General features: G+C 51.6%; 29 protein-coding genes and 2 tRNA genes. 16 read left to right on the top strand and 15 right to left on the bottom strand.

The features are described from left to right. Window positions 1-132 precede the first annotated feature (132 nt). The 8 genes from ACO6V1_RS04030 to ACO6V1_RS03995 form a co-directional block, all read right to left on the bottom strand. Window positions 133-429 (bottom strand): type II toxin-antitoxin system RelE/ParE family toxin, encoded by a 297-nt coding sequence (locus ACO6V1_RS04030; RefSeq protein ID WP_269671914.1) that lies wholly within the window; start codon window positions 427-429, stop codon window positions 133-135. After that, window positions 426-689: a CopG family ribbon-helix-helix protein gene (locus tag ACO6V1_RS04025; RefSeq protein ID WP_163369309.1), complete on the bottom strand. Its 264-nt coding sequence runs from the start codon at window positions 687-689 to the stop codon at window positions 426-428. The genes ACO6V1_RS04030 and ACO6V1_RS04025 overlap by 4 nt, the downstream gene beginning before the upstream one ends. Window positions 690-744: 55 nt before the next feature. Next, window positions 745-1,281: a hypothetical protein gene (locus tag ACO6V1_RS04020; protein ID WP_269671915.1), complete on the bottom strand. Its 537-nt coding sequence runs from the start codon at window positions 1,279-1,281 to the stop codon at window positions 745-747. 9 nt (window positions 1,282-1,290) lie between these two features. Then, window positions 1,291-2,646, bottom strand: coding sequence for a DNA cytosine methyltransferase (locus ACO6V1_RS04015; protein WP_422465894.1), 1,356 nt, complete (start codon window positions 2,644-2,646; stop codon window positions 1,291-1,293). A 13-nt stretch (window positions 2,647-2,659) separates the two neighbouring features. Then, entirely contained in the window at window positions 2,660-3,142 is a 483-nt protein-coding gene (locus tag ACO6V1_RS04010; protein ID WP_422447858.1) for a DUF1367 family protein, read from the bottom strand. Window positions 3,143-3,230: 88 nt separating this feature from the next. Then, a complete protein-coding gene (locus ACO6V1_RS04005; protein WP_422465892.1) occupies window positions 3,231-3,806 on the bottom strand; it encodes a replication protein P in 576 nt (191 codons plus the stop codon). Continuing rightward, entirely contained in the window at window positions 3,739-4,935 is a 1,197-nt protein-coding gene (locus ACO6V1_RS04000) for a hypothetical protein (protein WP_422465890.1), read from the bottom strand. Before ACO6V1_RS04000 ends, ACO6V1_RS04005 begins: the two co-directional genes overlap by 68 nt. Then, complete coding sequence (locus tag ACO6V1_RS03995) at window positions 4,932-5,249, bottom strand: hypothetical protein (RefSeq protein ID WP_209277157.1); 318 nt, start codon at window positions 5,247-5,249, stop codon at window positions 4,932-4,934. Before ACO6V1_RS03995 ends, ACO6V1_RS04000 begins: the two co-directional genes overlap by 4 nt. Window positions 5,250-5,516: 267 nt before the next feature. On the opposite strand from ACO6V1_RS03995, the gene ACO6V1_RS03990 reads away from it, so the two are divergent. Continuing rightward, window positions 5,517-6,146, top strand: a complete 630-nt coding sequence (locus ACO6V1_RS03990; RefSeq protein WP_163369302.1) for a helix-turn-helix domain-containing protein — start codon at window positions 5,517-5,519, stop codon at window positions 6,144-6,146. Here ACO6V1_RS03990 and ACO6V1_RS03985 read toward each other — a convergent pair. After that, window positions 6,141-6,617 carry a RusA family crossover junction endodeoxyribonuclease gene (locus ACO6V1_RS03985; protein ID WP_422465888.1) on the bottom strand — a complete coding sequence of 159 codons (477 nt, stop codon included), beginning with the start codon at window positions 6,615-6,617 and terminating at the stop codon, window positions 6,141-6,143. The genes ACO6V1_RS03990 and ACO6V1_RS03985 overlap by 6 nt on opposite strands. 184 nt (window positions 6,618-6,801) lie before the next feature. Here ACO6V1_RS03985 and ACO6V1_RS03980 point away from each other — a divergent pair, with 184 nt between their 5' ends. From ACO6V1_RS03980 to ACO6V1_RS03945, 8 genes are all read left to right on the top strand, one after another. Next, window positions 6,802-7,134 carry a hypothetical protein gene (locus ACO6V1_RS03980; RefSeq protein WP_422465887.1) on the top strand — a complete coding sequence of 111 codons (333 nt, stop codon included), beginning with the start codon at window positions 6,802-6,804 and terminating at the stop codon, window positions 7,132-7,134. Window positions 7,135-7,226: 92 nt separating this feature from the next. Next, a complete protein-coding gene (locus tag ACO6V1_RS03975) occupies window positions 7,227-8,009 on the top strand; it encodes an ERF family protein (protein WP_422447846.1) in 783 nt (260 codons plus the stop codon). Then, entirely contained in the window at window positions 8,010-9,569 is a 1,560-nt protein-coding gene (locus ACO6V1_RS03970) for a YqaJ viral recombinase family protein (RefSeq protein ID WP_422465885.1), read from the top strand. It begins immediately after the preceding gene. Beyond that, entirely contained in the window at window positions 9,569-10,060 is a 492-nt protein-coding gene (locus tag ACO6V1_RS03965; protein ID WP_422465883.1) for a single-stranded DNA-binding protein, read from the top strand. Before ACO6V1_RS03970 ends, ACO6V1_RS03965 begins: the two co-directional genes overlap by 1 nt. A gap of 26 nt (window positions 10,061-10,086) precedes the next feature. Continuing rightward, window positions 10,087-10,410 (top strand): hypothetical protein, encoded by a 324-nt coding sequence (locus ACO6V1_RS03960; protein ID WP_422465881.1) that lies wholly within the window; start codon window positions 10,087-10,089, stop codon window positions 10,408-10,410. Window positions 10,411-10,484: 74 nt separating this feature from the next. Beyond that, window positions 10,485-11,744 (top strand): hypothetical protein, encoded by a 1,260-nt coding sequence (locus ACO6V1_RS03955; protein ID WP_422465879.1) that lies wholly within the window; start codon window positions 10,485-10,487, stop codon window positions 11,742-11,744. 13 nt (window positions 11,745-11,757) lie between these two features. After that, a complete protein-coding gene (locus ACO6V1_RS03950; RefSeq protein ID WP_269671927.1) occupies window positions 11,758-11,964 on the top strand; it encodes a hypothetical protein in 207 nt (68 codons plus the stop codon). A gap of 11 nt (window positions 11,965-11,975) precedes the next feature. Further along, window positions 11,976-13,028: a tyrosine-type recombinase/integrase gene (locus tag ACO6V1_RS03945; RefSeq protein ID WP_422447834.1), complete on the top strand. Its 1,053-nt coding sequence runs from the start codon at window positions 11,976-11,978 to the stop codon at window positions 13,026-13,028. A gap of 86 nt (window positions 13,029-13,114) precedes the next feature. Here the strand turns inward: ACO6V1_RS03945 and ACO6V1_RS03940 are convergent. The 5 genes from ACO6V1_RS03940 to ACO6V1_RS03920 all read right to left on the bottom strand — a co-directional run bounded on the left by ACO6V1_RS03940 (window position 13,115) and on the right by ACO6V1_RS03920 (window position 14,663). Beyond that, a tRNA-Leu gene (locus ACO6V1_RS03940) sits at window positions 13,115-13,201 on the bottom strand. A gap of 33 nt (window positions 13,202-13,234) precedes the next feature. Next, window positions 13,235-13,321 (bottom strand) — tRNA-Leu (locus ACO6V1_RS03935). Between the two features lie 167 nt (window positions 13,322-13,488). Beyond that, window positions 13,489-13,812 (bottom strand): helicase, encoded by a 324-nt coding sequence (locus tag ACO6V1_RS03930; RefSeq protein ID WP_269672018.1) that lies wholly within the window; start codon window positions 13,810-13,812, stop codon window positions 13,489-13,491. A 208-nt stretch (window positions 13,813-14,020) separates the two neighbouring features. Beyond that, a complete protein-coding gene (locus tag ACO6V1_RS03925; RefSeq protein ID WP_163371979.1) occupies window positions 14,021-14,293 on the bottom strand; it encodes an HU family DNA-binding protein in 273 nt (90 codons plus the stop codon). Window positions 14,294-14,495: 202 nt separating this feature from the next. Then, a complete protein-coding gene (locus tag ACO6V1_RS03920; RefSeq protein WP_422447956.1) occupies window positions 14,496-14,663 on the bottom strand; it encodes a rubredoxin in 168 nt (55 codons plus the stop codon). 141 nt (window positions 14,664-14,804) lie between these two features. On the opposite strand from ACO6V1_RS03920, the gene ACO6V1_RS03915 reads away from it, so the two are divergent. The 6 genes from ACO6V1_RS03915 to ACO6V1_RS03890 all read left to right on the top strand — a co-directional run bounded on the left by ACO6V1_RS03915 (window position 14,805) and on the right by ACO6V1_RS03890 (window position 20,907). Next, window positions 14,805-16,487: an ABC transporter ATP-binding protein gene (locus tag ACO6V1_RS03915; protein ID WP_422465877.1), complete on the top strand. Its 1,683-nt coding sequence runs from the start codon at window positions 14,805-14,807 to the stop codon at window positions 16,485-16,487. Next, a complete protein-coding gene (locus ACO6V1_RS03910; RefSeq protein ID WP_422465875.1) occupies window positions 16,487-17,587 on the top strand; it encodes an ABC transporter permease in 1,101 nt (366 codons plus the stop codon). Before ACO6V1_RS03915 ends, ACO6V1_RS03910 begins: the two co-directional genes overlap by 1 nt. Beyond that, on the top strand, window positions 17,587-18,513 hold the full coding sequence (locus ACO6V1_RS03905; RefSeq protein ID WP_422465872.1) for an ABC transporter permease: 927 nt from the start codon (window positions 17,587-17,589) through the stop codon (window positions 18,511-18,513). The genes ACO6V1_RS03910 and ACO6V1_RS03905 overlap by 1 nt, the downstream gene beginning before the upstream one ends. Window positions 18,514-18,600: 87 nt before the next feature. Next, entirely contained in the window at window positions 18,601-19,686 is a 1,086-nt protein-coding gene (locus ACO6V1_RS03900; protein WP_422465870.1) for a BMP family ABC transporter substrate-binding protein, read from the top strand. Window positions 19,687-19,742: 56 nt separating this feature from the next. Beyond that, complete coding sequence (locus ACO6V1_RS03895; protein WP_422447825.1) at window positions 19,743-20,282, top strand: chorismate--pyruvate lyase family protein; 540 nt, start codon at window positions 19,743-19,745, stop codon at window positions 20,280-20,282. Window positions 20,283-20,340: 58 nt separating this feature from the next. Continuing rightward, window positions 20,341-20,907, top strand: a complete 567-nt coding sequence (locus ACO6V1_RS03890; RefSeq protein ID WP_422461977.1) for an ISAzo13-like element transposase-related protein — start codon at window positions 20,341-20,343, stop codon at window positions 20,905-20,907. A gap of 104 nt (window positions 20,908-21,011) precedes the next feature. On the opposite strand, the gene ACO6V1_RS03885 is transcribed toward ACO6V1_RS03890, so the two are convergent. Beyond that, entirely contained in the window at window positions 21,012-22,190 is a 1,179-nt protein-coding gene (locus ACO6V1_RS03885) for a serpin family protein (protein WP_422461942.1), read from the bottom strand. A gap of 256 nt (window positions 22,191-22,446) precedes the next feature. On the opposite strand from ACO6V1_RS03885, the gene ACO6V1_RS03880 reads away from it, so the two are divergent. Beyond that, entirely contained in the window at window positions 22,447-23,412 is a 966-nt protein-coding gene (locus ACO6V1_RS03880; protein ID WP_422465868.1) for an MBL fold metallo-hydrolase, read from the top strand. The last annotated feature ends 37 nt before the right edge of the window (window positions 23,413-23,449 follow it).

Raw genomic sequence — 23,449 nt, 5'->3', positions numbered from 1 at the left:
CAGTGGTTCAGTTTGGAGGGATAAAAAAAGAAAACCCGGCAACAAGGGCCGGGTTTCTTTGAAAGATTCAAGCAGTGGGAAATCAAGTTATCGGGAACTTTCCCAGCATGAGCTTTTACCGTACTTTTACTCTCACTCTGAGTCAAGGCTGATCTCATCAGCCTCTTTCTGATGCCATATCTTCAGAATCAAGACCTCACGGTCGTCAGCAAGATAGCGAATCTTGTAATCCCTAATGATCAGGTCACGCAAACGGGGATTCAGTTTATCCCCTACCAGAACGCCCATGTTCGGTTGATGACACAGGTTGTTAATTTTCCTGACCAGATACTCCGCCATTCGCTGTGCCGCAGGCGGATTTTTTTCTGCAATAAACTGTCTCAGTCGTTTCAGGTCATCAACGGCACTCCTGGAAAACCTGAGTTTCATTCAGGTGCCTCCAGCTCATTATCACTGCCCCAACTTTCCAGCCATTCCATCACGGCGTCACCATCTACGGTATCTCCCCTGCGCACCTGATCCAGTGCTTCCAGGGTCTCGTCCCACTCTTGCATTTCACGGGCGTGTTTCTTGATGTACTCCCTGACCGCTTCGTTAATAAGATAGTTCCGGCTACGGCTCAACACTTTGGCTAATTGGTTTAACGGTTCTTCAATATCCTGATTCAGACGAACGCTGGATACACTCATACATGACCTCCTTTTTAGTGTATTTCATTGTAGTACACTTAAGTTTGGCCTGCCGTCAATAGGGTTCATGCCGGATAACCCCGGATTGCTCCAGCAGATCCTGAGCCTCATCCTCTGCCAGCCGGATCAGTTCATTGCAGACTTGGCGGCACTTCTGCTGCCAGCGGTAAACCGTGCTCTCCCCCTTGCCCTTGATCTGGATCTTACCTTTGTCCTGCCTCAGCCCCGGGTGCTGGAGTTCATACATCAGCCAGAGTCTTAGCAGTACCGGATTGCAGCGAAACGGTTTCGGCAACCGTTTATCACTGCGTAAATGGTGTTGAACCCGCTGCCATGCAATTGAACGATTTTCCTGATTATCGTCATACCGGATCGTCAGAATAGCAAAAAGTTCCGGCTGCATTTTTTCCCGCAGATCGCCCTTACGAATACCATCATCACCCAGTCGTTCATCCCGGGTACTGCGATGCTCTGGAGCAACCGCTGTCTTGCGATAACCTGCGTTGATATCCCGCTGCCAGCTGGCGGTTTTTATCATCAGCTCCGGCGTTCCAAAGATCCGCATCAGAGCCGGTCCCAAAGCAAAGTACATGGCAGCCTCCTAATTCAGCGCGGTCTGGATACGATTTCCAATCCAGCGCATAACCGGAACGGCCATGGAGTTACCAAGAGCCTTATACCTCGGACCATCAGGACACTCTTCTGCCGGTTTGTTTTTCCAGGGAATAGCGCTGTACCCATCCGGGAAACCCTGCAAACGTTCACATTCGATGGGAGTCAATCGACGTATGGCTAACTCGGCTTCACCGCTGGAGGTACTGGCAACTGCGTGTTTATCACCGGCGGTTAATGTGTTCATCGGATCACCAGGCTGTCCGATACCCAGGCCATTTCCTTTCCCGTCCTGATGCTCACCTCGCTTGCCAGAATGTCGGGTGGCCTGATCATGAATCGGTATCGCCACTGCAGCACTCAAACCGTTCCCCTGAGCCTGTAACGTCATGGCCACGGTTTCGGAATGAACCGGATCGTCCTTCGGATTGAAGGCAATGGTCGGATGGTTATCGCCCATATGGGCTCGAAGACAGGGTGATAATTCCGATGACCAGTGGCCACCCAGTCGCGACATGGCACCGGGCTCGAACACCACCAGATCCGTGGCATCTTTGTAATCCCGTTGCTTCAATGTGGATGATGTTTTACCAGGACCGTACTGTCCGAAGGCCGTCATATCGTAAGCACTCAGGTTTCCCGTGAGGCTACTTGCTGCAATGCCTGCTCCAGCTTTGGCGGCAGGCTCTTCCCACGCTTCTGCGCCCGGTTCAGAATCCCGGAGCAGGCTCTCGGACTCAAATAGAATCGGCTCCCGACGGGTCCAGTCTCCAAAATCTGCCAGAGCAAAGACCCTTCGACGACGTTGGGGTACTCCATAAAATTGAGCATCACACACCCGCCATTCAACAAGCCCTTCCTTACCGAATGAAACTCCAGCGTACCGCCACTTTTTTGGGCCAGGCTGCTCGGGGCATGACTGGTCAGTGCCAGTAAGTAATCGCAGTACTTCAGCAAAGTCCTTGCCCTGGTTACTGCTGAAGGCGCCGGGTACGTTTTCCCACAGGGCGAAGCGGCAGTTGCCGTGTTTTCTGGCCCACCGAATAATCTGTATTGCTGCGAAGAAGAGTCCTGATCGTTCACCGTCAAATCCTTTTCGTTTGCCGGCCACCGACAGATCCTGACAAGGACTGCCAAACACCACCAGATCAATGGGGCCGAGTTTGCGGATCATGGCTTCCGTGATATCCGTCACGCTGCCAAGGTTGGGTACATCGGGGTAGTGGTGTTCCAGCACTGCACAGGGGAATGGTTCGATCTCGGTAAAACCCACCGGCTTCCATCCCAACGGATGCCAGGCAACAGTCGCCGCTTCAATCCCCGAAAATAACGACAGGTATCTCATGGACTCCTTCCCCCTACGCAAAATTGATAATTCGCTCCACCAGTGATTCCACCTTCAGCCGACTCCAACCCCGTCCCGGATGGAGCACAAACTGGAGCAACACATCCACCGCCGTGGAGTACAACTGTTCAAACGCCTCCTGACTCATGCTGGCAAACTTCAGGCTTCTGGCACGGACCCGAACGCCTCCATCCGGGTACCCGATCACATCGTAAAATCCAGCCTTAACCGTCACCCAGCGGCGGAACTCATCAAAATTTTTCTCCGGCGTGAACCACTGGTCGGTTCCTTCCATCCGGCACGGCTGGGGCTCAAAGTGATCAAAGCCCAACTTCAGCAGTGCAAAGAACTTGCGGTGAAAGTGCGGATTACGTGTCTTGCGAAACTCTGCCCGAATCACCTGCCCGGTCTTTAGCTGTCGTATAAACATCTGGTCATCGTCCGATACCGGCACCAGCATCTGCGCCGAGACCTTCTGCAATGACAGCTCCGCCATCAGATTGCCTCCACAAAGTGCCAGCAAAGCACCATCACCAGCACAACCCAGACCACCGCCAGCCAGATGCCATCCCTGAGCCCATTCATCAGAACATTCCCATCAGTTTCTGGCGCGCCCCCTGCCCATCCAGCGGATCAATGCCCTGCTCAGCCATACTCTCCCTCGCCAGCTGATTCGAGTGAATGGCAGGATCGAACTGGTGCTCGATGGACAACTGGTCTTCCAGCGGCTGGCCCTGGCATTCACGGTTGACCAAAGCCTGGTAAGCCGCATCGAACCGACGCTTCACCTCCCGGCACTCTTCCGCAGTACCGGCATTGCGCAGCTCATACCAACCTGATGCCCGGCCTGCCAGGTATACCGCCCGATGGCTCCAGCCGTGATGAGCGGGTTGACTGGCATGCTCATTGGCTTCCCGCCAGGCTTTGGCCAGCGTGGGCAACCCAAGTTCTTCCGGCATCGGCTGGCACAGCTTGCGAAATTCCGGCGCGGTTGGTGGCCACTCACTACCAGCCAACCTTACACGGTTGAGCCCGATTTCCAGTTGGGCAGGGTGCAGCCCATTCAGGGTTTTCAGCCACTCACCATTGCGATCAGCCAGGCCGTAGGCACTGGTCCACTTCTGGCCGAACAGACCCGTCATGGTCGAGAACAGATTCACCAGATCCCTCTGGCTCAACGTCGTAGATGGCTCCCTCTGCGCTGAAGGCTCCCTGTTCGCTGAAGGCTCCCTGTTCGCTGAAGGCTCCGGGCTGGAGGATATGGGCGTTGGCCTGTTCAACCTGCTCAACAAGGCTGAGTTTTCCAGAATTTCGCTGCCGGGCTTCATAGTTCACCGTCCATGGATTGCTGGCGTTGTCGGGGTTATTCAGGTAGGCCGTGGTGGTCTTCACGTACTGGGTACCCGTCACCTGGGTCTCATCACAGTAACGGGCGTACTTCAGGATGTTGCCCAACAGGGCTTCAGGGGTATGACCTTCCCGGAGTCGTGTTTTGTAGTGACCAAAGGTTTTGGTTTTGTTGCCCTTGTCACCTTCCCGTTTGGGATACTGGCTCCACCACTGTTCGAAAGATTCAGAGAAATCAGCCTTGCCCGATTTAGCCTGTGGTACTTCCCCCGTCCTGGGGGTCGCACCAGTCGTGCTCCCGGCACTTGATGGCACTTCCCCCGTCCTGGGGGTCGCACCAGTCGTGCTCCCGGCACTTGGTGGCACTTCCCCCGTCCTGGGGGTCGTGCGATCGTCAGATCGGACATATGTCTTGTAAATATTTCTCTTATTCTCTTCTTCTCTATTTCTCTTATTCTCTGGGCGAGATTCTGCCGAGCACTTGCCGAGCATCTTCCGAGCGCTTTCCAACAACACTTCGGTTTGCTTCGAGCCCTTGTAATCACTGGCTTTCGCAACTGCCCTCTCGATAACGGGTAGCACTCCGGGCAAGTCTTCCAGCAGCATCTGTGGCAGTTTCACCAACAGCTTCAGGCGAGCATCAATCTGGGTAATATTGTCCACAGGGTTGTGTTCCATAAACTGCGGAATGCAGATGTACTGGCACTGCTCCGAGGCCAACAGGAAACCGCTCGCCGTTAGCTCGGCAATCGCTCGTTCAACGCTCGGCTCATCCCAGCCAAGGTCTGCCGCCATATAGCCTTTTGGCATCCTGAAGATGCCAATCAGGTTTCCGTGCCCGGTGGTCAACAGGTAAAGAGCCAACAGTTTGGCTTTATCTGACAGCGGCTGAATATCATCACTGATCCAGAACTGGCTGGAGACCTTGCCAAACTCTTTCATTGGTCACCTCCTGCCAGAGGTGCTTCTTTTGGAAAATACCTCGCCGCCTGCAGGGCATTCTTCTGATTCAGGCTCATCCACTTTTTCAGAAAGATCACCACGTTTTTAGCCTCACCCGGCTGGTCCCAACGATCGATCATGTAGTGAAACGCTTTCAACAACTGTTCGCCCACATCAATATCCGGATTTTCCCAGCACAACTCTTCATACAGTGATGCCGAGGTTGGCATGGCGGGCTGTCCTGCCAGTGGCCACAGAATGTCCTGCCAGCATTGTGGCTGGTCGGGGATGCCCAGTTCGTCGGTATGGATCATGGGGTACCTCCTGCGGTGCGAACGAAGAGGCTGGCTGATGCTCTGAACTGAGCATGAGGCTGAGATTGGCTCATCACATCTTTCCTTGAGGATTGGTTTTTATCGTTATTTCTTTGCTTAAGCAAAGACTCTTAAGAGAATACGTTGCTTTTAGATTATTTGTAAATAGCCCGACTCATCCAAAGCGAACTCTCGCCCTTAATCAATGGCTCCCAGCCGTGTACTATTTTGCTTATGGATAATGAATAACAGTAATTGGAAAAGAACGTGACAAACTGGACAGACCGGGTCAAAAACAAAGCCCAAGAGCAAAATCTGAAAAATGTCGATATCGCCCGCGCCGTGGGTTGCACGGAAGGGACATACAGTTTGTGGATGAGTGGTGCCCGGAATCCAAAGCTGAATAACAAAATCGCCATCGCTGACGTTCTTGGCGTTTCCATTCACTGGCTGGAGACCGGCGAAGAGCTGCCGGACCCGAAAACCCTCCCCTACATCAGCCTGGATAAGGCGAGCGCTTTCTTTGATGAACTCGATGAAAGACGACAGCAGGTACTCTCGGAGTCGGCCATCTGCATTATTGAGTCGGACCACAAGAGCTTTCTGTTACGGATGGAAAACGACACCATGGTCAACCAGACCCCATCCGATACAGCGATCAGTATTCCCAAAGGTGCCAAAGTTCAGGTGGATACCGTAATTGCCCCTGAACCGGGGAAGATCCTGCTGATAGAACACGACGGTGAACTTTCGCTTCGCCTGTGGAACCCGATCAGCAAGTCGCAACACAGCCTGCGATTCATCAATCGGCTGTACGGCACTTTTGATCTTAACTATGCGGGGGATATCAAGGATATCTACAAGGGCACTGCCGTCGGTGTCAGCTTCCTGTTATAGCGGCCAGCCAATCACCAGCACACCAGGCTGCTGTCCATAGACCTTGATGCAGCGGCCATCGACAATTTGCCGGTCATCTTCCCAGAGAATCCCGTTCAGGGCATCACAATACAGCTTGGCGACATTGTCGAAGTCCGGCTTCACCGCCGGGCGGATGCCCCCTGCCTGCGCCTGACCGGCTTTCGTCCCTGACCAGCTTGATGGAATCGGAAAGACCGCCACCACCAAAACCCCCACGGGGCCAGCCAGCATTTTCTTCAGCTGCAGCCTTGCCAAACAACGAATTTCATTTTCTGCCTGCCGGGTAGCAGTCGGTGTGTAACATCGACCACTTCGGGTAAATCGCGGCCGCCCTTTGCTTTTGGGTATCGAGTTTACAAAAGCTATGACATTTCCGGCATTTCCCGTGTTATTTATCGCCATCTGCAAAGACTCTGGCAAACACTGAATCCACTGCTCTACGCTATCCATCCCTGAACCCGTGTCAGAAAACAAACCACATCCCCTGATATACCTAACCTAAACCATAGATTTATAAAAACTACCAATAACAACAAATTGATATAAATATATTATTACTTATCATTTGCAAAGTATCACTTTGCAATTATATAAATATGAAAAACATTTAATTTACAAAAATAAGGAATCTTTAATGGACGCAGTTACCCGCGATCTCAACCGGCACCTCAATGCCATTGACGACAGGGAAGCCCGTGAAGAGACCATCGAGTCCGAACTGGAACGGATTGAAACCCACATTCAGGCACAGATCGAAGATCACAAGTCCATCATCATTGCCGGTTTTGGCGTTCTGACCCCGGGCAACTTCCTGACCTTTCTTACCCTGGAAGAATTCCACCCCATGCAGGGCTACCGCTGGCTAGCCGTGAAACAGCTGGTGCATGACTGCAACAACGAACACTCCCGGCTCTCCGGCTGGGATGTCATTAACTACGCCAGCAAAAGAGGTTATTGCCGTGGCTAATCAAACCCAATTGGAAAAGAGTTTTCGGATGGAAATTGCCGACCAGGTGCTGGCCGTCAGAAACCGTATTCACCGGGACGAGGCCCTTCGCCATGCCAGCTAAAAAGAAGACCGAACTGATGGAATCTGCTGACGTGTTGCCTGTGGATAAGCCTGCACCTGCCCTGTCTGAAGTGGGCCAGATCATGCAGTCAGCCATCACCCAGAATGCCAGCATCGATACCCTGGAACGGGTGATGAGCCTGTACGAACAAAGCCAGGCCATTGTTGCACGACAGCAATTCAATGAAGCCTTTGCCCGGTTTCAGCAGGAAATGCCGGTAGTAAAGAAAAGCAAGAGTGCTGCTTTCAATACTAAAAGTGGTGGTCGTATGGAGTACTCCTACGCCTCCATTGATGATGTGGTCGCTGCAATTCAGCCAGTTCTTCACCGCTACGGCCTGAGCTACTGGTTTGAGCAGCAGCAGAACGGGCCACAGATCACCATCACCTGCAACCTGGCTCATGTATCCGGCCACTCTATCGGTAACACCGCCACTGGCCCTGTGGATAACACCGGCAACAAAAGCGCCCTGCAACAGATCGGTTCTACCGTGACTTATCTGAAGCGTCAGACTCTGGTCGGGATTCTTGGCGTCGCCTGCACCGATGATGATACCGATGGTTATGTGCCCGATATGAATGACTCGACCCAGTCACCGGTTCACAACCACTACTCCGATGAAGACTTCCAGCGTCTGTTACCAGAATGGCGGGCATCCATTGAGTCCGGCCAACAGAGTGCAGATCGCATCATCCGAAAAATCAATTCCAAAGCTCCAGCCACCCCACAACAAGTACAACAACTGAAAGCCATCCAACCCAGAGGCCACTAAATGGACATTCTCGATATCCAACAGGGGACGCCTGAATGGCTCGCCCTGCGCCAGAACTATTTCACCGCCAGCGAGGCACCGGCCATGATGGGCGACAGTCCCTACCTCAGCCGGGACCAGCTACTCCATCAGAAGAAAACAGGCAGCACCCCAGAGGTAAATGCATTTCAGCAGAAGAAATTCGATGCAGGGCATCGGGCCGAAGCAGAAGCTCGACCGTTGGCAGAGAAAATAGTCGGAGCGGATCTGTTCCCAGCCACCGGCGTCACCATCATTGACGGTTTACCTCTGCTGGCCAGCTTCGACGGGCTGACCATGGTGGAAGACCTGGTCTTCGAGCACAAGCTCTGGAATGAAAAGTTGGTTGCCCAGATCGAAGGAGAAGGTATTGAACCTGCCTATTACTGGCAGTTGGAACAACAACTATTGGTCAGTGGTGCCGAACGGGTTCTGTTTGTTTGCTCTGATGGTACCTCTGCCAACCTGCGCCATGTTTACTACGAATCCCAAGACCATCGTCGTGAAGCTCTGATCGCTGGATGGAAGCAGTTTCAGGAAGATCTGCACAAATTTGAATCGGCAGTAGCCACTCCGGTTCTGGAAGGCGAGCTTATTCAAGATACTACCACCCTGGTTATCCAACTTAACGGTCAGGTTAATCACTCCAATCTGCCCCAACTTGAAGAGCAGATCCATCACCGCATTGATTCAGCGAAATCCGAACTGGTCAGCGATCAGGATTTTGCCGATGCCGAATCGGCAGTGAAGTTTTTCAAAAAGACGGAAAAGAAACTGAAGGACGGCAAAGAAACCGCGCTTGCCCAGGTACCGGAAATCGCCGAACTATTTACCCGCATAGACCACCTCACCGATGCCATGGCCAGCAAACGCAAGTCGCTGGACAAGCTGGTCAAACATCAGAAGCAGCATATAAAAGACAGCATGGTGCTGAAAGCTGTCACCGCACTGGAAAAAGAACGTCAGGTGATCAATTCGGAACTCACTCCCGGCTGGATCGCCGCCGAGGTTACGCCTGCTGATTTTCAGGAAGTCATCAAGGGAAAAAAGAGTGTTGCCAGTATGCAGTCTTCGGTAAATGACCGGCTGGCACAGGCTCGGATCGAACAGAAGCAGCAGGCACAGGACGTAAAAAACAATCTGGCGATATACCGAAAAATGGCAGCTGATAAGGACTACCTGTTTCCGGATCTGGATGTGCTTCTTCATAAAGAGCAAACCGACCTGATCGCCATTATTGAAATACGCCTCAATCAGGAAGCCCGGCAGAAAGTAGCTGACAAACAGCCCGAACCGGTAACAGAAATCGAAAAAGGCGAAGATCAACCCGACTTGCTCTACTCCGATGGCGAAGTCACCGAAGAGATTCTGACCGACGATATCCACGCCATGGAAAAGTGGCTCGGCAAAGGCTCACTGGACTGCTACCGCTTTGACCGCCACGGCAACGAATACCGCATCGAACTGATCATCCGCCGTGCCGCACTGATCACCCCAGCTCAACAACTCTCTCTAAAACCAGAAGAAAAGGAGATCGCCTGATGGTCGCATCCATGAACCGCGTCACCCTGATTGGCAGGCTGGGCAAAGACCCGGACTGCAAAGCCACCGCCAATGGCAATGCCGTAACCCTTCTTTCCATCGCCACTGAAGAGAGCTGGAAAAAAGATGGCCAGAAACAAACCCGCACCGAATGGCATCGGGTGGTTCTCTATGGCAAACCTGCTGAACTGGCCGCTCAGTATCTGGGCAAAGGCCACAGAGTCCTGATCGAAGGACAGCTCCAGACCCGAAAATGGCGGGACCAGAATGGTCAGGATCGCTACCAGACTGAAGTCGTGTACAGCGGGTACAACGGCAAGCTGCTGTTTCTGGAAAAGAACCCCAATGGTCAGCAGGCTCAACCCCAAAATTATCAGCCACAGCCAGGCACACATCAGAACCAGTACACCAACGCCCGGGATGGTGGTCATGCTCCCCAGCCCATGCAGACACAACAGTATGACTCCTACGACGACTCCATCCCATTTTAAAGGAGCTTGTTTTAATGAAAGCCGGAATGAGTCCACTCACACCCGATGATCTGGCCTTGGCCATAGAAATAAAACAGAAACAGACCGCTGGTCTCAGCTCGGAAAAGGAGGAAAAGGAACTGGCAAAAAAAATCATGCTGGCGGACCGGATCGGTGACGAAATGGAAGGCCAGCTATTGGATGCAGAAACCGTACTGATTGAAATGACCACGCTGATTGTGGCCATTACTGTCGGCATCCACAGCCCCCGGGCGCGGGATCAGGCCATGCTGGTAACCGGACTGATCCTGCAACGCATCCGGGATATTGATCAGCAAACGACAATACAAAAAACCACCCATATTCACTGAAAGCAATAACCCACACCCTGTGGAAAACCTGAACACCAAAGTTATCAACAGGCCAGCATCAAAGGACACTGACTATGGACAGCACAGTACCTGCCAATAAAAGCGCCAACCTTATCACCAGCCTGGATCAGGCCGAACTGAAAATCCGTCGTGCCGGCATTATTCGCCTCACTCCTGAAGGATATGAACAAGTGGAAGGCGAGGAGCTGCTGCAAAAAGTGTGCGGCTTTAACCTGGAGTCGAAAACCGTAGCTCAGGCGATTAAGCGACAGATTACAAAGCATGAGTTTACCGAGGGCCAAGACTTTACAACATTGATGTTGCAAAGTTCCGGAGGTCGACCCAGAAGGGTTTATCACTTTTCTGTGAATGCGGCGAACCATGTCCTGCTTTCTGCCATGACCCAGGAAGGCAAACAGGCAAGACAGGAAGCGATTGACGATAAACGTGAAAAGCAGCTTGCCCGTCACGATACTATGCCTGCGTTGCATAAGCCCGGGATTTATCAACCAGAGTTATCCACACCTCAGGCTTTGCTGGAAATCAATATGGCCACCTCCCTGAAAGCCATTGCCTTTGCCGAGGCGCTGGGCTTTACCGGTAATCAGAAGCTGCTCTCCGCTGACCGGTTACTGAAAAGCCAGATCGGCTTTTCGCCACTGGAAGCCATGGGGCAGAAACAACTGGTGGCGCCTGTCCAGGCCATGACGTTTACGCCAACCCAGCTCGGGCAGATGATGACTCCAACCCAGGATCCACGACAAGTGAACAAATTGCTGGAAGCTGCAGGACTCCAGCTCAAGATCGACAGCCAGTGGGTACCTACCGACCAGGGTCAGCCACTCTGTGAAATCCTTGATACCGGAAAAGCCCATAACAGTGGTGCGCCAGTAAAGCAGGTGAAATGGTATCAGACCGTGCTGGACCGATTGCAACCGGCTCTCCCCGATGAATCCAAAACTGAATCGATCGATCAGGATTGCCGCTATGCTGATCCTGCGGTGGTTGGATCTGACAGCGATGACGAGCCTGTGCAAAGAAAACAAAAGCGCAAACGCAACCGCTACGAACTGGACGATTACTTCTCCCTGGTGGAGCTTGGCGAATTTATTGGGCGCAGCCGTCAGCATGTGGTGGAAGTACTGGAGAAGCACAGGATTATCAAATGGACGGGGCAGGGCAAGAGAGGCAAATACCTGCTCACCGATAAGGGCTGGCAGTACGGCCTGATGTATGACCCTTCCGAGATCTGCTTCCACAACCGGAACAGTAAACGACTGACCACCAGCAATGCCCAGCCGGTTCTGAGGTACGACATCCTGAAATTCTTTTAACCGGGTCGGCGATATGGATGCGCTTATTTCCCAGCCCGACCTGATGGAGTGGTCAGGCATTAAGCAAAAAACGGCACTGATCAAATGGATGATTCAAAACAGGATACCGTTTTACTACGGACGTAATGGCGAAGTAGTCACCACCTACGCCGCCATTAACCAGCCATTGATTGGCACCGAACCACAACAACCCAAAAAACAACCACTCAAATTCCTGTAGGAGATGTATTGATGGGAAGACCACGCAAAAAAGAGAATGCCCAGTTGCCGGATGGCGTCTATCGAAGTAAAGGACGCTTCATCTATAAGCCTTACCACGGGCGAGTTGGTAAAAAGAATGTATTCGGAGCCGAGATTGTATTGGGGCCAGAAACCATGGCCATGTCCAAACTCTATATGGCCATTGAGAACCTGGAGAAAAGTTCCGACCAGACATTGGGCTGGCTATTGGATGAATACCTGGAGTCAAAAAAGTTCAAAAGCCAAAGCAAAGACTGGCAGTACAATAAAAGGCTCTACACCCCCAAAGTAAAAAAATTCCCCGTCGAGGGATATGGTACTTTCGGTAATGTGCCCCTGACGCTGATCACCCCGCCATCACTTAACCGGTTCTATGAAAAGTATTCAGATAAACTCGGGGCCGTGGCCATTGTCCGCAAATTAATCTCCAGCGCCTGGAGTTGGGGCAGAAGCCACCTGGAAGGTGTGCCACCAAACCCATCTCTGGATTGCGAAGCCCTGCCAAGACCGAACCGTCAGGATGTGTACGTCAGCGATGAAGACTACGCCTGCGTTTACTATCTGGCCAATCCGTTCTGGAAAGCAATGATGGAGTTTGCCTATATCTGTCGTGCAAGACGTTCCGAGCTAATCAATATGCAGCGGGATCAATTACTGGAAAAAGGTGTACAACTGAAACGGGGTAAAGGATCGCTGGATGAAATCACCCTCTGGACACCGAGACTGAGAAAAGCACTCAAACTTCTTGAGGACTACAGCAATGGCGAGAAGTTCGAATACGTGTTTGGTGCACCTGAGGTAACCGGTAAAAAAGGCATTCCGATGAGACCGGGACAAAAAATGCACAAAAACACATTGGACAGCCAGTGGCAGAAACTGATCAACCGCGCCGTAGATGAAGGACTGATTAACGAGAAGTGGCACTTTCACGATCTGAAAGCCAAAGGTGTATCTGACCATGAAGGATTAGTATCCGGCCACAAAACACTGGAAGCGAAGAAAATCTATATCCGGAAAACCCAGGAAGTACAGGGTACAAGATAACAAAAAGGAAGAGAAATAAGAGAAGATATTACCGGGCAGTTGTCCGGTTTTTTTTGCCGATAATTACACGACATATCTTTGAGAATTGGTGCCCAGGAGAAGACTCGAACTTCCACGACCATACAGTCACTAGCACCTGAAGCTAGCGCGTCTACCAATTCCGCCACCTGGGCATATACGACAAACTACTGATTTTTAACGATGATTGGTGCCCAGGAGAAGACTCGAACTTCCACGCCCTTTCGGACACTAGCACCTGAAGCTAGCGCGTCTACCAATTCCGCCACCTGGGCCTTGCCATCGCTGTCCAACATCTCAGCGATGCGGCGCATATTAGAGATCACTGGATGGACTGTCAACCACTTAACATCAGATTAACCAAAGATTATGGAAGCTACGTATCCAGCTATCGGTTATTCACCTCACACCCAATAGCAAGGCGTAAAGAGGGTGGAATTGACTATCTCTTCATGGCTCTGGTCATGGTTTGAAACCACATCACTTTACTGAGATCACCGGTTGCCACGATATTCTGCTCCTGGACACCACGCATAAAGGCTTCCTGGGTATTTTTTGCCGTCAGGATTTCAAAGCCTTTAGTGGCACTGGAGAAAGAAAGCTCAAATGTTGGCTCGGTGGTGGTTCCGGCAACCGGGTAAACCTGTTTGTCTTTGACAATATAGTGCCGGGCGACACCGTCTTTACTGCTGAGCTGAAAGGTCAGGTCCTGGCCTTCCAGCGTCTTTTGAAATGAGGGGTTCTTTCGACTGGCACGTTTCATCATGAAACCCAGTGCCCATAACAACAATTTGAATTTCACTACTTCAGTCCCGAACTCTATATAAAAAAACACTTCCCCATGGCGCAGCTTGCAAAAGCTGGCAATGGAAAAATGCTTTCTGAGAGGTTGTGCAAACAGTATTTATGAAGATGGTAAAACCGGTAGCCGGTTTATCTGGCACATCAATCGCAGCTGGCCAGATAGAGAGCTATCAGTTTACGGCTTCTTTCAGGGCTTTGCCCGGCTTGAAAGCCACTGTCTTACTGGCCTTAATCTGGATGGTTTCGCCGGTTTGGGGATTTTTACCGGTACGGGCAGCACGGCTGCGCTGTTCAAAAGTACCAAAGCCAACAAGGTTGACAGAGTCTGCTGATTTCATGGCACTGGTGATGGCTTCAAGAATGGCATTGAGCGCCAGGGAAGCCTTGTCCTTGCTGATATCCGCTTCGTCAGCGATGACATTGACCAGATCGGGTTTACGCATAGGAAATACACTCCGTTTTGTTTTTCTTGTTTCTTCCCTTGAATCAAGGGTTTCTCGCTTCCTGAGCAAGGACAGCAGCAGCTCTTGACTACAGGTGTATGGCTCACAGACAAAAACAGACTAAAACACAGCCGCTCTCAGGGCAATAGTCTGAACCAACTGTTTGTGGGATTTTTGTCAGAAATCCGGGTTTTTCGATCATTCAACCCACTTCCATCATCTCAAAGTCAGATTTGCTGGCTCCACAATCCGGGCAGAGCCAGTCCTCCGGAACATCCTCCCAGGCCGTTCCGGCAGGTATGCCATCGTCAGGCCAGCCGACAGACTCATCATAGACAAAACCACAGACAATACACTGCCACTTTTTCATCATTCTCTCCGGTTCATACATGCTAACTGTTGTTTGTTTCTGGTATGCTTTGTGCTTTTGAAATCACCCCAAATGCTCAACAGGTCAATCTGTAAACAAAGATTCACCAAGAAGAATAAATATACGTTATCAGAGATCATCATGCCCGCAAGTCACGAGCCGGAATCCAGCCGTTCACACCGCCTGGACAGCAAAGGCACTGTTTTTGACAACCGCAGCGGTGAAGAGCGCTGCTACCGTATTCGCTGTGCAGGAATCACCAAAGTGTATCCGGGTGTTGTTGCCAATGATCAGGTAAGCCTGGCCATCCGGCCTGGCGAAATCCATGCGCTGCTGGGCGAAAATGGTGCAGGCAAAAGTACCTTGATGAAAATCATCTATGGCGTGACGCAACCAGACAGCGGACATATCTGGTTTGATGGCCAGCAGCACAACCTGAAATCGCCAGCCCATGCAAGACGCCTTGGCATCGGCATGGTATTCCAGCACTTCTCATTGTTTGAAACCTTAACCGTGGTGGAAAACATTGCGCTCTCTTTTTACGGGAAGGCGATGGATAAAAGAGCAGCAGGCCAGCTGAAGGATCTGGCCCGACGCATCGAGGAAATCTCCAGCCATTACGGTATGCCCATTGACCCTCATCGTCATGTGCACAGTTTATCCACCGGAGAGCGCCAGCGGGTTGAGATCATCCGCTGCCTGGTACAAGACATTAGCCTGTTGATTCTGGATGAGCCCACCTCAGTGCTGACACCACAGGAAGTCAGCAGTTTGTTTGTCACCTTGAAAAAGCTGGCCGCTGAAGGCTGCAGTCTGCTGTTTATCAGCCATAAGCTTCAGGAAGTCAAAGCCCTGTGTGATAGCGCCACGGTGCTGAGACACGGAAAGATTGCCGGAACCTGTGATCCGAAAACCACCAGCACTGAGGATATGGCCAGTATGATGGTGGGCAGCCAGACGACACTGGGTCAGCGCTACAGTTTTTCCACCAATAATAATGACGATAAACGCCTCAACGTCACAGGGCTGACAGAAGCGGCACTGGGTGACTTTGGCACCCCATTGCACAACATCCATTTTTCGGTAAAACCCGGGGAAATTCTTGGTATCGCCGGTGTAGCAGGCAATGGCCAGAAAGAATTAATTCAACTGCTCAGTGGGGAGAGACTGGCTACCTCACCGGATTTTATCACGCTGGATAACCAGCCCATTGGCCAGCTAACCCCCGGTAAACGACGACGCCTGGGCATGGCCGTCGTGCCGGAAGAGCGCCTGGGTCGGGGAGCGGTGCCCGATATGTCGCTGTCAGACAATGGCCTGCTCACCGGCTTTTTACAAAACCTGGTGTCCGGTGGGTTTTTAAGACAGCGACGAATTCACGGATTTGCCAACAACGTTATCCGCCGCTTTCGGGTAAAAGCCCACGGCAACTCAGCGGATGCCAAAAGCCTTTCCGGCGGTAATTTGCAGAAGTTCATTATTGGCCGTGAAATTTTACAGAATCCCAAACTGCTGATCTGTGCCAGCCCTACCTGGGGCGTTGATGTTGGTGCCGCTAACCTGATCCATCAGTCCCTGATTGATCTGCGGGACAAGGGCACGGCCATCGTCGTGCTTTCCGAAGACCTGGATGAGCTGTTCCAGATTTCGGACCGAATGGGTGCACTCTGCCACGGCAAACTGTCGCCGGTGAAACCGGTCAGGGAAACCTCCATTAACGAAGTGGGTCAGTGGATGGCCGGAGTGTTTGGTCATCCGGAAAAATCAGCCTCAGCGCCGATGGCAATGGAACCTGACAGACAGGCAAAGGAGTATACCCCCTGATGAAGATTGCCATTGAAAGAAGGCCGCAAGACTCCAGCCTGATGAAATATCTATCCCCCGTTCTGGCGGTGTTGCTCACCCTGATGGCCGGGAGTGTGATTTTTGCCATGCAGGGGCAGAACCCGTGGACCGGCTTATATACCTTCTTCATTCTGCCCATCAGCGATAGCTATGGCCTGTCCGAGCTGGGTGTCAAAGCGGCCCCCATACTGCTCTGTGCCATGGGTCTGGCGGTGTGTTTTCGAGCCAATATCTGGAACATCGGCGCGGAAGGACAGTTACTGATGGGGGCTCTGATGGGCAGCTGGGCCGCCCTGAGCTGGATGGATTCGGAAGGCGGCTGGGTGCTCCCTGCGGTACTGATAACCGGCGCTGTGGCCGGTTTACTTTGGGCATTGATCCCTGCGGTGCTGAGGAACCATTTCAATACTAATGAAATCCTCACCACCATCATGTTGAACTATATTGCCCTGAATCTGCTGCTCTATGCCGTGCACGGCCCCCTGAAAGATCCCCATGGTTTTAACTTCCCGGAATCCGCACTGTTTACCGATGTGGTCACGCTGCCACTGTTGCTGGAAGGAACCCGCCTGCATATTGGTCTGGCCTTCGGACTGCTGGCCGGGGTGTGCATTTGGGTCCTGATGACCAGGACCTTCCTGGGCTTTCAGCTGAAGGTCATTGGTCTGGATGCCAGTGCCGGGCACTTTGCCGGTTTCCGTGAGCGCCGTCTGGTGTATTTCAGCCTGTTGCTGTGCGGTGCTTTGGCCGGGCTTGCCGGTATCTCGGAAGTCAGTGGCCCGATTGGTCAGCTGGTGCCATCGGTCTCCCCCGGCTACGGTTATGCGGCCATTATTGTTGCCTTTCTTGGTCGCCTGCACCCTATTGGTATTTTACTGGCCAGCCTGCTGATGGCGCTGGTTTATATGGGGGGCGAGATGGGTCAGATTGACCTTGGCCTGCCGCTGGCCATGGGCAGTCTGTTTCAGGGGATGTTGCTGTTCTTTCTGCTGTCCTGTGATTTTCTGATCAGTTACCGCTTGAACATCTCTACTTATCAACCCCCGGCTCAGGGACATCATGTAGGAGTCAACGGCTAATGGATATGGACCTGATCACTAACATTCTGTTTGCCATGGTTCGAACCGGTACGCCACTGCTGCTGGTTGCCCTGGGGGAACTGGTGTGTGAAAAGAGCGGCGTGCTTAACCTGGGGCAGGAGGGCATGATGCTGATGGGCGCGGTGATCGGCTTTATTGCCGCACTCACCACAGGCAGCCTGATTTTCGGGGTGATAATGAGTCTGCTGGTTGGCATGGCCATGGCCATGTTGTTTGGCCTGCTGGCGATCCAGTTGCGGGCCAATCAGGTGGCCACCGGCCTGGCCCTGACCATTTTTGGTGCAGGCCTGAGTGCTTATGTGGGCACTGACTACATCGGTCAGGCTTTGGCAGGCTTCCAGCCCATGTTGATTCCGCTGTTATCTGACATTCCGGTGCTGGGTAAAGCCCTGTTCAGTCAGGACATTCTGGTTTACTGCTCTCTGGGTATCGCGTTGGCTATCTGGCTGTTCTTCCGCTTTAGCCGCCCTGGCCTGATGGTGAAAGCCATCGGGGAAAGCCCATACTCAGCCACGGCTGTAGGCTTACCGGTGATACGGACCCGGTGGCTGGCGTTACTGTTTGGTGGTGCCATGGCGGGCCTCGGGGGGGCTTATCTGTCACTGGCCTATACGCCACTGTGGGCGGAAGGCATGACCGCAGGGCGTGGCTGGATTGCCCTGGCCCTGGTGGTATTTGCCAGCTGGAAGGTAGAACGGGTCTTACTGGGGGCCTGGCTGTTTGGCTTGGCAAGCATTATGCATCTGGTACTGCAGGGGATGGGTGCCTCTATTTCATCCAATCTGCTGGCGACCCTGCCTTATCTGGCGACCATTGTGGTGCTGGTACTGCTATCAAGCAACCAGTCCAGAAGCCGGTTGCTGGCACCAATGTCCCTTGGCAAACCCTACCACCCGGCGGGGTAATCTTTAAAACGGTTCCAACCCGGCCTGACAGGGAACTCAGGCCATTAATCTAACGATAAAACAGACCTGTAAGGAGTTGATCATCCCATGAAATCCCTGATTAAAAAGGCCCTCGTCTCTGTGGCCACGGCCGGATTGATGACCCTGTCGACACTCTCGTCGGCGGTTGAAAAGCCGCTGAAAGTGGGCTTTGTCTATGTCGGCCCGGTGGGTGATGCTGGCTGGACCTATGGTCATGATGAAGGCCGACTGCAGATGGTTGAGAAGCTGGGCAAGAATATCGAAACCACTTATGTTGAGAGTGTCTCTGAAGGTGCCGATGCCGAGCGGGTCATCCGTAAACTGGCACAGCAGGGACACGACCTGATCTTTACCACCTCGTTTGGCTACATGAACCCAACTCTGAAAGTGGCCAAGCAATTTCCCAACGTTAAGTTCCAGCACGCCACGGGTTACAAGCGTGGCAAGAATGTTGGCACCTACTCCGCCCGCTTCTATGAAGGCCGTTACCTGACGGGCGTGATTGCCGGACATATGACCAAAAACAATGTGATTGGCTATGTGGGTTCATTCCCGATTCCTGAAGTGGTCCAGGGGATCAATGCCTTTACCCTCGGCCTGCGCAGTGTCAACCCGGATGCCACCGTGAAAGTGGTCTGGATCAACAGCTGGTACGACCCTGCCAAAGAGCGTGAGGCGGCTGAGTCACTGATTGCCCAGGGTGCCGACATCATCAACCAGCACACCGACTCACCCGCTCCGGTGCAGGCCGCCCAGGACAAAGGGGTATTTGCCTTTGGCTATGACACGGACATGACACGCTTTGGTCCCGATGCCCACCTGACCGGCAGCATGGTTCACTGGGGGGGCTTCTATACTGACACGGCCAAAGCAGTACTGGATAAGCAGTGGAAGGCAGAAGATGTATGGGGCGGCTTCTCCGCAGGCATGGTTGAAATGGCCCCTTATAACAAAGCCATTCCTGAAACCGTTGTTGCCCAGGTCGAAGCCTTCAAGACACAGATTGCCGATGGCACCTTCACCATTTTTGAAGGCCCCATCAAGGCACAGGATGGTTCCATTAAAGTTTCAGAGGGTACAAAGCTGAACGATGGTGATATTCTGTCCATGAACTGGTATGTGGAGGGCGTTGAAGGCTCTTTGCCTAACTGATCCCCACTTGATTGACAGATCCTGGAGTCATCGGCTCCAGGCAGGATGTACTGCCGATGCCCTTTGCTGACATGAACTGGCAACCCGCCCGGGATGCCAAAGCGATACCCAGCGCACTGCGTGAGATGATACTGGATCAACATTCGTTGACCCGACGGCTGAAACAAGCACACAACAACGATTTTTTTGTCCGGGTCATTTCCCATGATTGGCAGGAGCCGGATGCATCAGAGAAAGCCTTTCTTCATTGCGATGATCAGCGTGCCAGCATAAGAGAAGTCCTGCTGTTTGGCTCAGGTCAACCGGTGGTTTTTGCCCGCAGTGTGTTACCGGAGTCCAGTCTGTCCGGTGAGAATAGAGTACTTCTGGAACTGGAGGACAGGCCATTAGGTGAATATATTTTCAGTCAGCCCGGCCTGCGCCGTGGACCGATTGAAGTTGCCGATATCAAAGCCAGTGAATTTAACGCACACCTTGATGTGGAATTTACGGCAGAAATCGCCTGGGCCAGACGATCCCTGTTTTTTTTGCGGGATAAGCCTATTTCTGTTTGTGAGGTTTTTTTGCCTGAGCGTGAGAGCAGAGGGGCTGTCTGAGAATAGCGCCTGGTTACCTCCTGGTAGCATGTGAAGCGGCATTGCAGTATGCCAGTAAATTTTTTACTGCCAGCAAAAATATCGTTTCCCGCTTACTGCACAAGAATGGTTACCGGCGTCGGAAACCACAGAAAAAGCGAACCATGGGACAGCATGCCGAACTTCTGAGTTTGCCTGCGAAAGCGTTGAACTGTGGTGGAATGAAGAGGGGCAAAGGGACTATCCGGGTCAGAATGAATTGCTCATGTTGTGTGACGGTGGTGGCAGTAACAGTGCGTCGGCATATATTTTCAAGGAAGATCTGCAGGCGCTGGCGAATCGTCTGGGTGTGGAGATCCGGATAGCGCACTATCCACCATACTGCTCTAAATACAACCCCGTTGAACACCGCTTGTTCCCACACGTGACACGCGCCTGTCAGGGCGTATCGCTGGAAAGCATTGAAACAGCGGCATACTACATGAGTAAAACAGAGACAACAGGACTTGCCGTAACTACCAGAATCATCGACAAGGTCTTTGAGGCTGGCCGGAAGTATGCGGCTGATTTCAAGGAGAAAATGACCATTCAGTTCGATAAAATTCTCCCAAAATGGAACTATAGAGCTATCCCTGAAGCTGGGTGAAATGAGGAAGTTATTTCGGGACTATTCCTTAATAAGCGCTTTGCTGATTATCTTACTTCTTACTGCCTGTTGGGAACGTGGCAGCAAGAAGTAAAAAAGGTTAATCAGCTCTTTCCGGGATGATTAATCTGGGCCATGCCAATAACCCTTGGGTCGTTGGAATTTTTATGGTTAATTATTGCCAAGTAGAATGGATGGTCAAATTTAAAGCGAAGAAGTTTTTCAGGAGGTATATGTAAATCGTATGAGAGTATAGATGACGCAGCAGCTACCGCCGCTCCATTTTCATCAACGTCCAATGCTGCTATATGTTTACCCTTGGCTTCAGCCTCTTCACATATTTTTGTAAATTGATAATTGAACTTGAACTTGGGCAGCGTTAGCACCGCGTGTTTACTTCCGGATTTGCCCAGGATAGTGGTGAGTCCACTTGACAAAACCTGGTTGAGATCTTCACTACCGGGATTCGTTTCCCCTTCTGGCGGTAAAACAAACACCGCTTTCATGCCCGATTCCATAACAGGAACAGCGACAAAGTCATAGTCTTTATTTTTTATGTGCTTAATGGGTTGTACACTTCCACTTTCCATCCACTGTATTTCTGAGTGGGTTGCATTTTCCCATGTCATTTCTGAACTCTCATTTTCATTCATCACTCTAAAAGGAAACTGCCATGAGACCTGTTGCAATAACCAGGTGACCAGTTGAAACGCCAGGTCTGGATTATCCAGGTCTTTTGCTTGCAGAAAATCAGTAATCAGGCCCTGGGTGTCTTTTGTTATTTGCTCATTGAGCTCTGCCGTGGCCTGTTCAGGTCCCTTGTGAAAAAAAGCTTCACTGGTTGTATGAGGAATCTGGGATTGTCTCAGAATTCCATCAATCTTTGGTCTTTTTGAAAAGACATGTATGCCTTCTTCGGTGCTTTTGATCAATGGTCGAGCTTGATGAAGCTCACCAATATCCCCTACTTGATAAGGCTCACCAGTATCCCCTATAGAGTCCGCCATATATTTTAAATTGGTAGTGATCGCCTCTGATGTTGTGACCAGAGCAGGTGAGGTAACAATGTTAATTGATCGTTCGAATAATGTTAATTCTCTAACAAATTCCTGTACGTCATCGACAAGCCCCTTCAAATAGGGTTGGACATTGTTTGTTACTGATGTACCAGAATCTGGGGAATCAGCCGACTGTGTTGAGGATTGCGGGAGGGGTAAATCACTGTTGTCCCAGAACGTATTGGATGGAGCTCTGGGGTAGTCACTAGAGGGTAAATTATTCATATATATTCAAGCCTCCAATCGTAATATTTTTATCTGAACCAGCACATTATTTATAATCAAACATGGCAAGTTCTGACCGGTTAAATGATAGGAGGTATTTTTATTCTGTAAATAATTGTTTGAAAATTAAATGTCATTGTTATTTTTGCCAGATAGATGGTTGTTGTTGATTTTATTTGGCTATAGTGATCTCCAAATGATTTACTTAATTTTCTTTCAGGAAAAAATTCTTTTCTGAAATCGAAGGCTTAACAGGATGGCTAATAAAGCGTTTGCATCATCAAGAGATCTGGAACCCAAAAAAGAGACGCTTGAAGTGCTGGCAGAGGGTGTTTATGCCTTTACCGCTGAGGGGGATCCCAATGTCGGGGCCATTGAGGCAGAAGACTTCCTTATTGCTTTTGAGGCTCGGGCAACACCAACGGCGGCGTCCGACTGGTTACGGGAACTCAGAAGGCATACAACAAAGCCTGTTAAGTATCTGGTTTTGTCCCACTACCATGCAGTGCGCGTACTCGGTGCCGCCGCCTTCTCAGCCGAATCGATTATTGCCCATGAGAACACCCGGTTCCTGATTGAAGAGCGTGGTATGGAGGACTGGGACAGTGAGTTTCGTCGAATGCCCAGGTTGTTCCGGGAGCCCGAAGGAATCCAGGGGCTGACCCATCCTGATATTGTGTTTAATGATCGATTAGAAATCCCGCTGGGTGGGCTTCGGGGAAGCCTGGTGCTGGAATACTGTGGACGGGGTCATACCGCCGGGGATATCTGTGCCTGGCTGCCCCGGCATAACATTCTGTTTGCGGGAGATCTTGTTGAGGCCCGGGCTGCACTTTACACCGGTGATGCTTTCCATTTCGACTGGTCCACCACCACGTTGGACAAGATAAAGGCTTACGGTGCTGAAACGTTGGTTGGTGGCCGGGGTGCAGTTGTGCATGGTCGGGATCATGTAGATGCCGCTATCGAGCAAAGTCGCACTTTCCTCAAGACCCTGATTGATCAGGTAGGGACCGTTTATAAAAACGGGGGAACGTTAACCGAAGCCTTTGCCGCATCCCATAAAAGCCTGGCCCCCCGGTATGGTAGCTGGCCCATTTTTGAGCACTGTTTGCCATTTGATGTTCAGCGCCTCTGGGATGAGTTTGCTGGTATCGACTGGCCGAGAATCTGGACTGCCGAGCGAGACCAGGAAGTTTGGGATCAACTGCATGGCGTATAGTAAAGTTGGTATCAATAGAGAAATGTACACGGTTAAT

It is taken from the genome of Endozoicomonas sp. ALC013 (assembly GCF_049310205.1).
GTDB lineage: Bacteria > Pseudomonadota > Gammaproteobacteria > Pseudomonadales > Endozoicomonadaceae > Endozoicomonas.
Note: the sequence above shows the minus strand (reverse complement) of the source record. Positions and strands in the feature narration are given on the sequence as shown.

Coding starts and splice junctions, on each gene's coding strand:
- ACO6V1_RS03975 (WP_422447846.1), top strand. CDS start 7,227: ATGCCAGCTAAAAAGAAGACCGAACTGATGGAATCTGCTGACGTGTTG.
- ACO6V1_RS04025 (WP_163369309.1), bottom strand. CDS start 689: ATGAGTGTATCCAGCGTTCGTCTGAATCAGGATATTGAAGAACCGTTA.
- ACO6V1_RS03965 (WP_422465883.1), top strand. CDS start 9,569: ATGGTCGCATCCATGAACCGCGTCACCCTGATTGGCAGGCTGGGCAAA.
- ACO6V1_RS03920 (WP_422447956.1), bottom strand. CDS start 14,663: ATGAAAAAGTGGCAGTGTATTGTCTGTGGTTTTGTCTATGATGAGTCT.
- ACO6V1_RS03970 (WP_422465885.1), top strand. CDS start 8,010: ATGGACATTCTCGATATCCAACAGGGGACGCCTGAATGGCTCGCCCTG.
- ACO6V1_RS03915 (WP_422465877.1), top strand. CDS start 14,805: ATGCCCGCAAGTCACGAGCCGGAATCCAGCCGTTCACACCGCCTGGAC.
- ACO6V1_RS04020 (WP_269671915.1), bottom strand. CDS start 1,281: ATGTACTTTGCTTTGGGACCGGCTCTGATGCGGATCTTTGGAACGCCG.
- ACO6V1_RS03905 (WP_422465872.1), top strand. CDS start 17,587: ATGGATATGGACCTGATCACTAACATTCTGTTTGCCATGGTTCGAACC.
- ACO6V1_RS03985 (WP_422465888.1), bottom strand. CDS start 6,617: ATGGATAGCGTAGAGCAGTGGATTCAGTGTTTGCCAGAGTCTTTGCAG.
- ACO6V1_RS04030 (WP_269671914.1), bottom strand. CDS start 429: ATGAAACTCAGGTTTTCCAGGAGTGCCGTTGATGACCTGAAACGACTG.
- ACO6V1_RS03900 (WP_422465870.1), top strand. CDS start 18,601: ATGAAATCCCTGATTAAAAAGGCCCTCGTCTCTGTGGCCACGGCCGGA.
- ACO6V1_RS04010 (WP_422447858.1), bottom strand. CDS start 3,142: ATGGCGGAGCTGTCATTGCAGAAGGTCTCGGCGCAGATGCTGGTGCCG.
- ACO6V1_RS03880 (WP_422465868.1), top strand. CDS start 22,447: ATGGCTAATAAAGCGTTTGCATCATCAAGAGATCTGGAACCCAAAAAA.
- ACO6V1_RS03930 (WP_269672018.1), bottom strand. CDS start 13,812: ATGATGAAACGTGCCAGTCGAAAGAACCCCTCATTTCAAAAGACGCTG.
- ACO6V1_RS04015 (WP_422465894.1), bottom strand. CDS start 2,646: ATGAGATACCTGTCGTTATTTTCGGGGATTGAAGCGGCGACTGTTGCC.
- ACO6V1_RS03910 (WP_422465875.1), top strand. CDS start 16,487: ATGAAGATTGCCATTGAAAGAAGGCCGCAAGACTCCAGCCTGATGAAA.
- ACO6V1_RS03885 (WP_422461942.1), bottom strand. CDS start 22,190: ATGAATAATTTACCCTCTAGTGACTACCCCAGAGCTCCATCCAATACG.
- ACO6V1_RS03895 (WP_422447825.1), top strand. CDS start 19,743: ATGCCCTTTGCTGACATGAACTGGCAACCCGCCCGGGATGCCAAAGCG.
- ACO6V1_RS03980 (WP_422465887.1), top strand. CDS start 6,802: ATGGACGCAGTTACCCGCGATCTCAACCGGCACCTCAATGCCATTGAC.
- ACO6V1_RS03995 (WP_209277157.1), bottom strand. CDS start 5,249: ATGATCCATACCGACGAACTGGGCATCCCCGACCAGCCACAATGCTGG.
- ACO6V1_RS03925 (WP_163371979.1), bottom strand. CDS start 14,293: ATGCGTAAACCCGATCTGGTCAATGTCATCGCTGACGAAGCGGATATC.
- ACO6V1_RS03945 (WP_422447834.1), top strand. CDS start 11,976: ATGGGAAGACCACGCAAAAAAGAGAATGCCCAGTTGCCGGATGGCGTC.
- ACO6V1_RS03955 (WP_422465879.1), top strand. CDS start 10,485: ATGGACAGCACAGTACCTGCCAATAAAAGCGCCAACCTTATCACCAGC.
- ACO6V1_RS03950 (WP_269671927.1), top strand. CDS start 11,758: ATGGATGCGCTTATTTCCCAGCCCGACCTGATGGAGTGGTCAGGCATT.
- ACO6V1_RS03960 (WP_422465881.1), top strand. CDS start 10,087: ATGAGTCCACTCACACCCGATGATCTGGCCTTGGCCATAGAAATAAAA.
- ACO6V1_RS04000 (WP_422465890.1), bottom strand. CDS start 4,935: ATGAAAGAGTTTGGCAAGGTCTCCAGCCAGTTCTGGATCAGTGATGAT.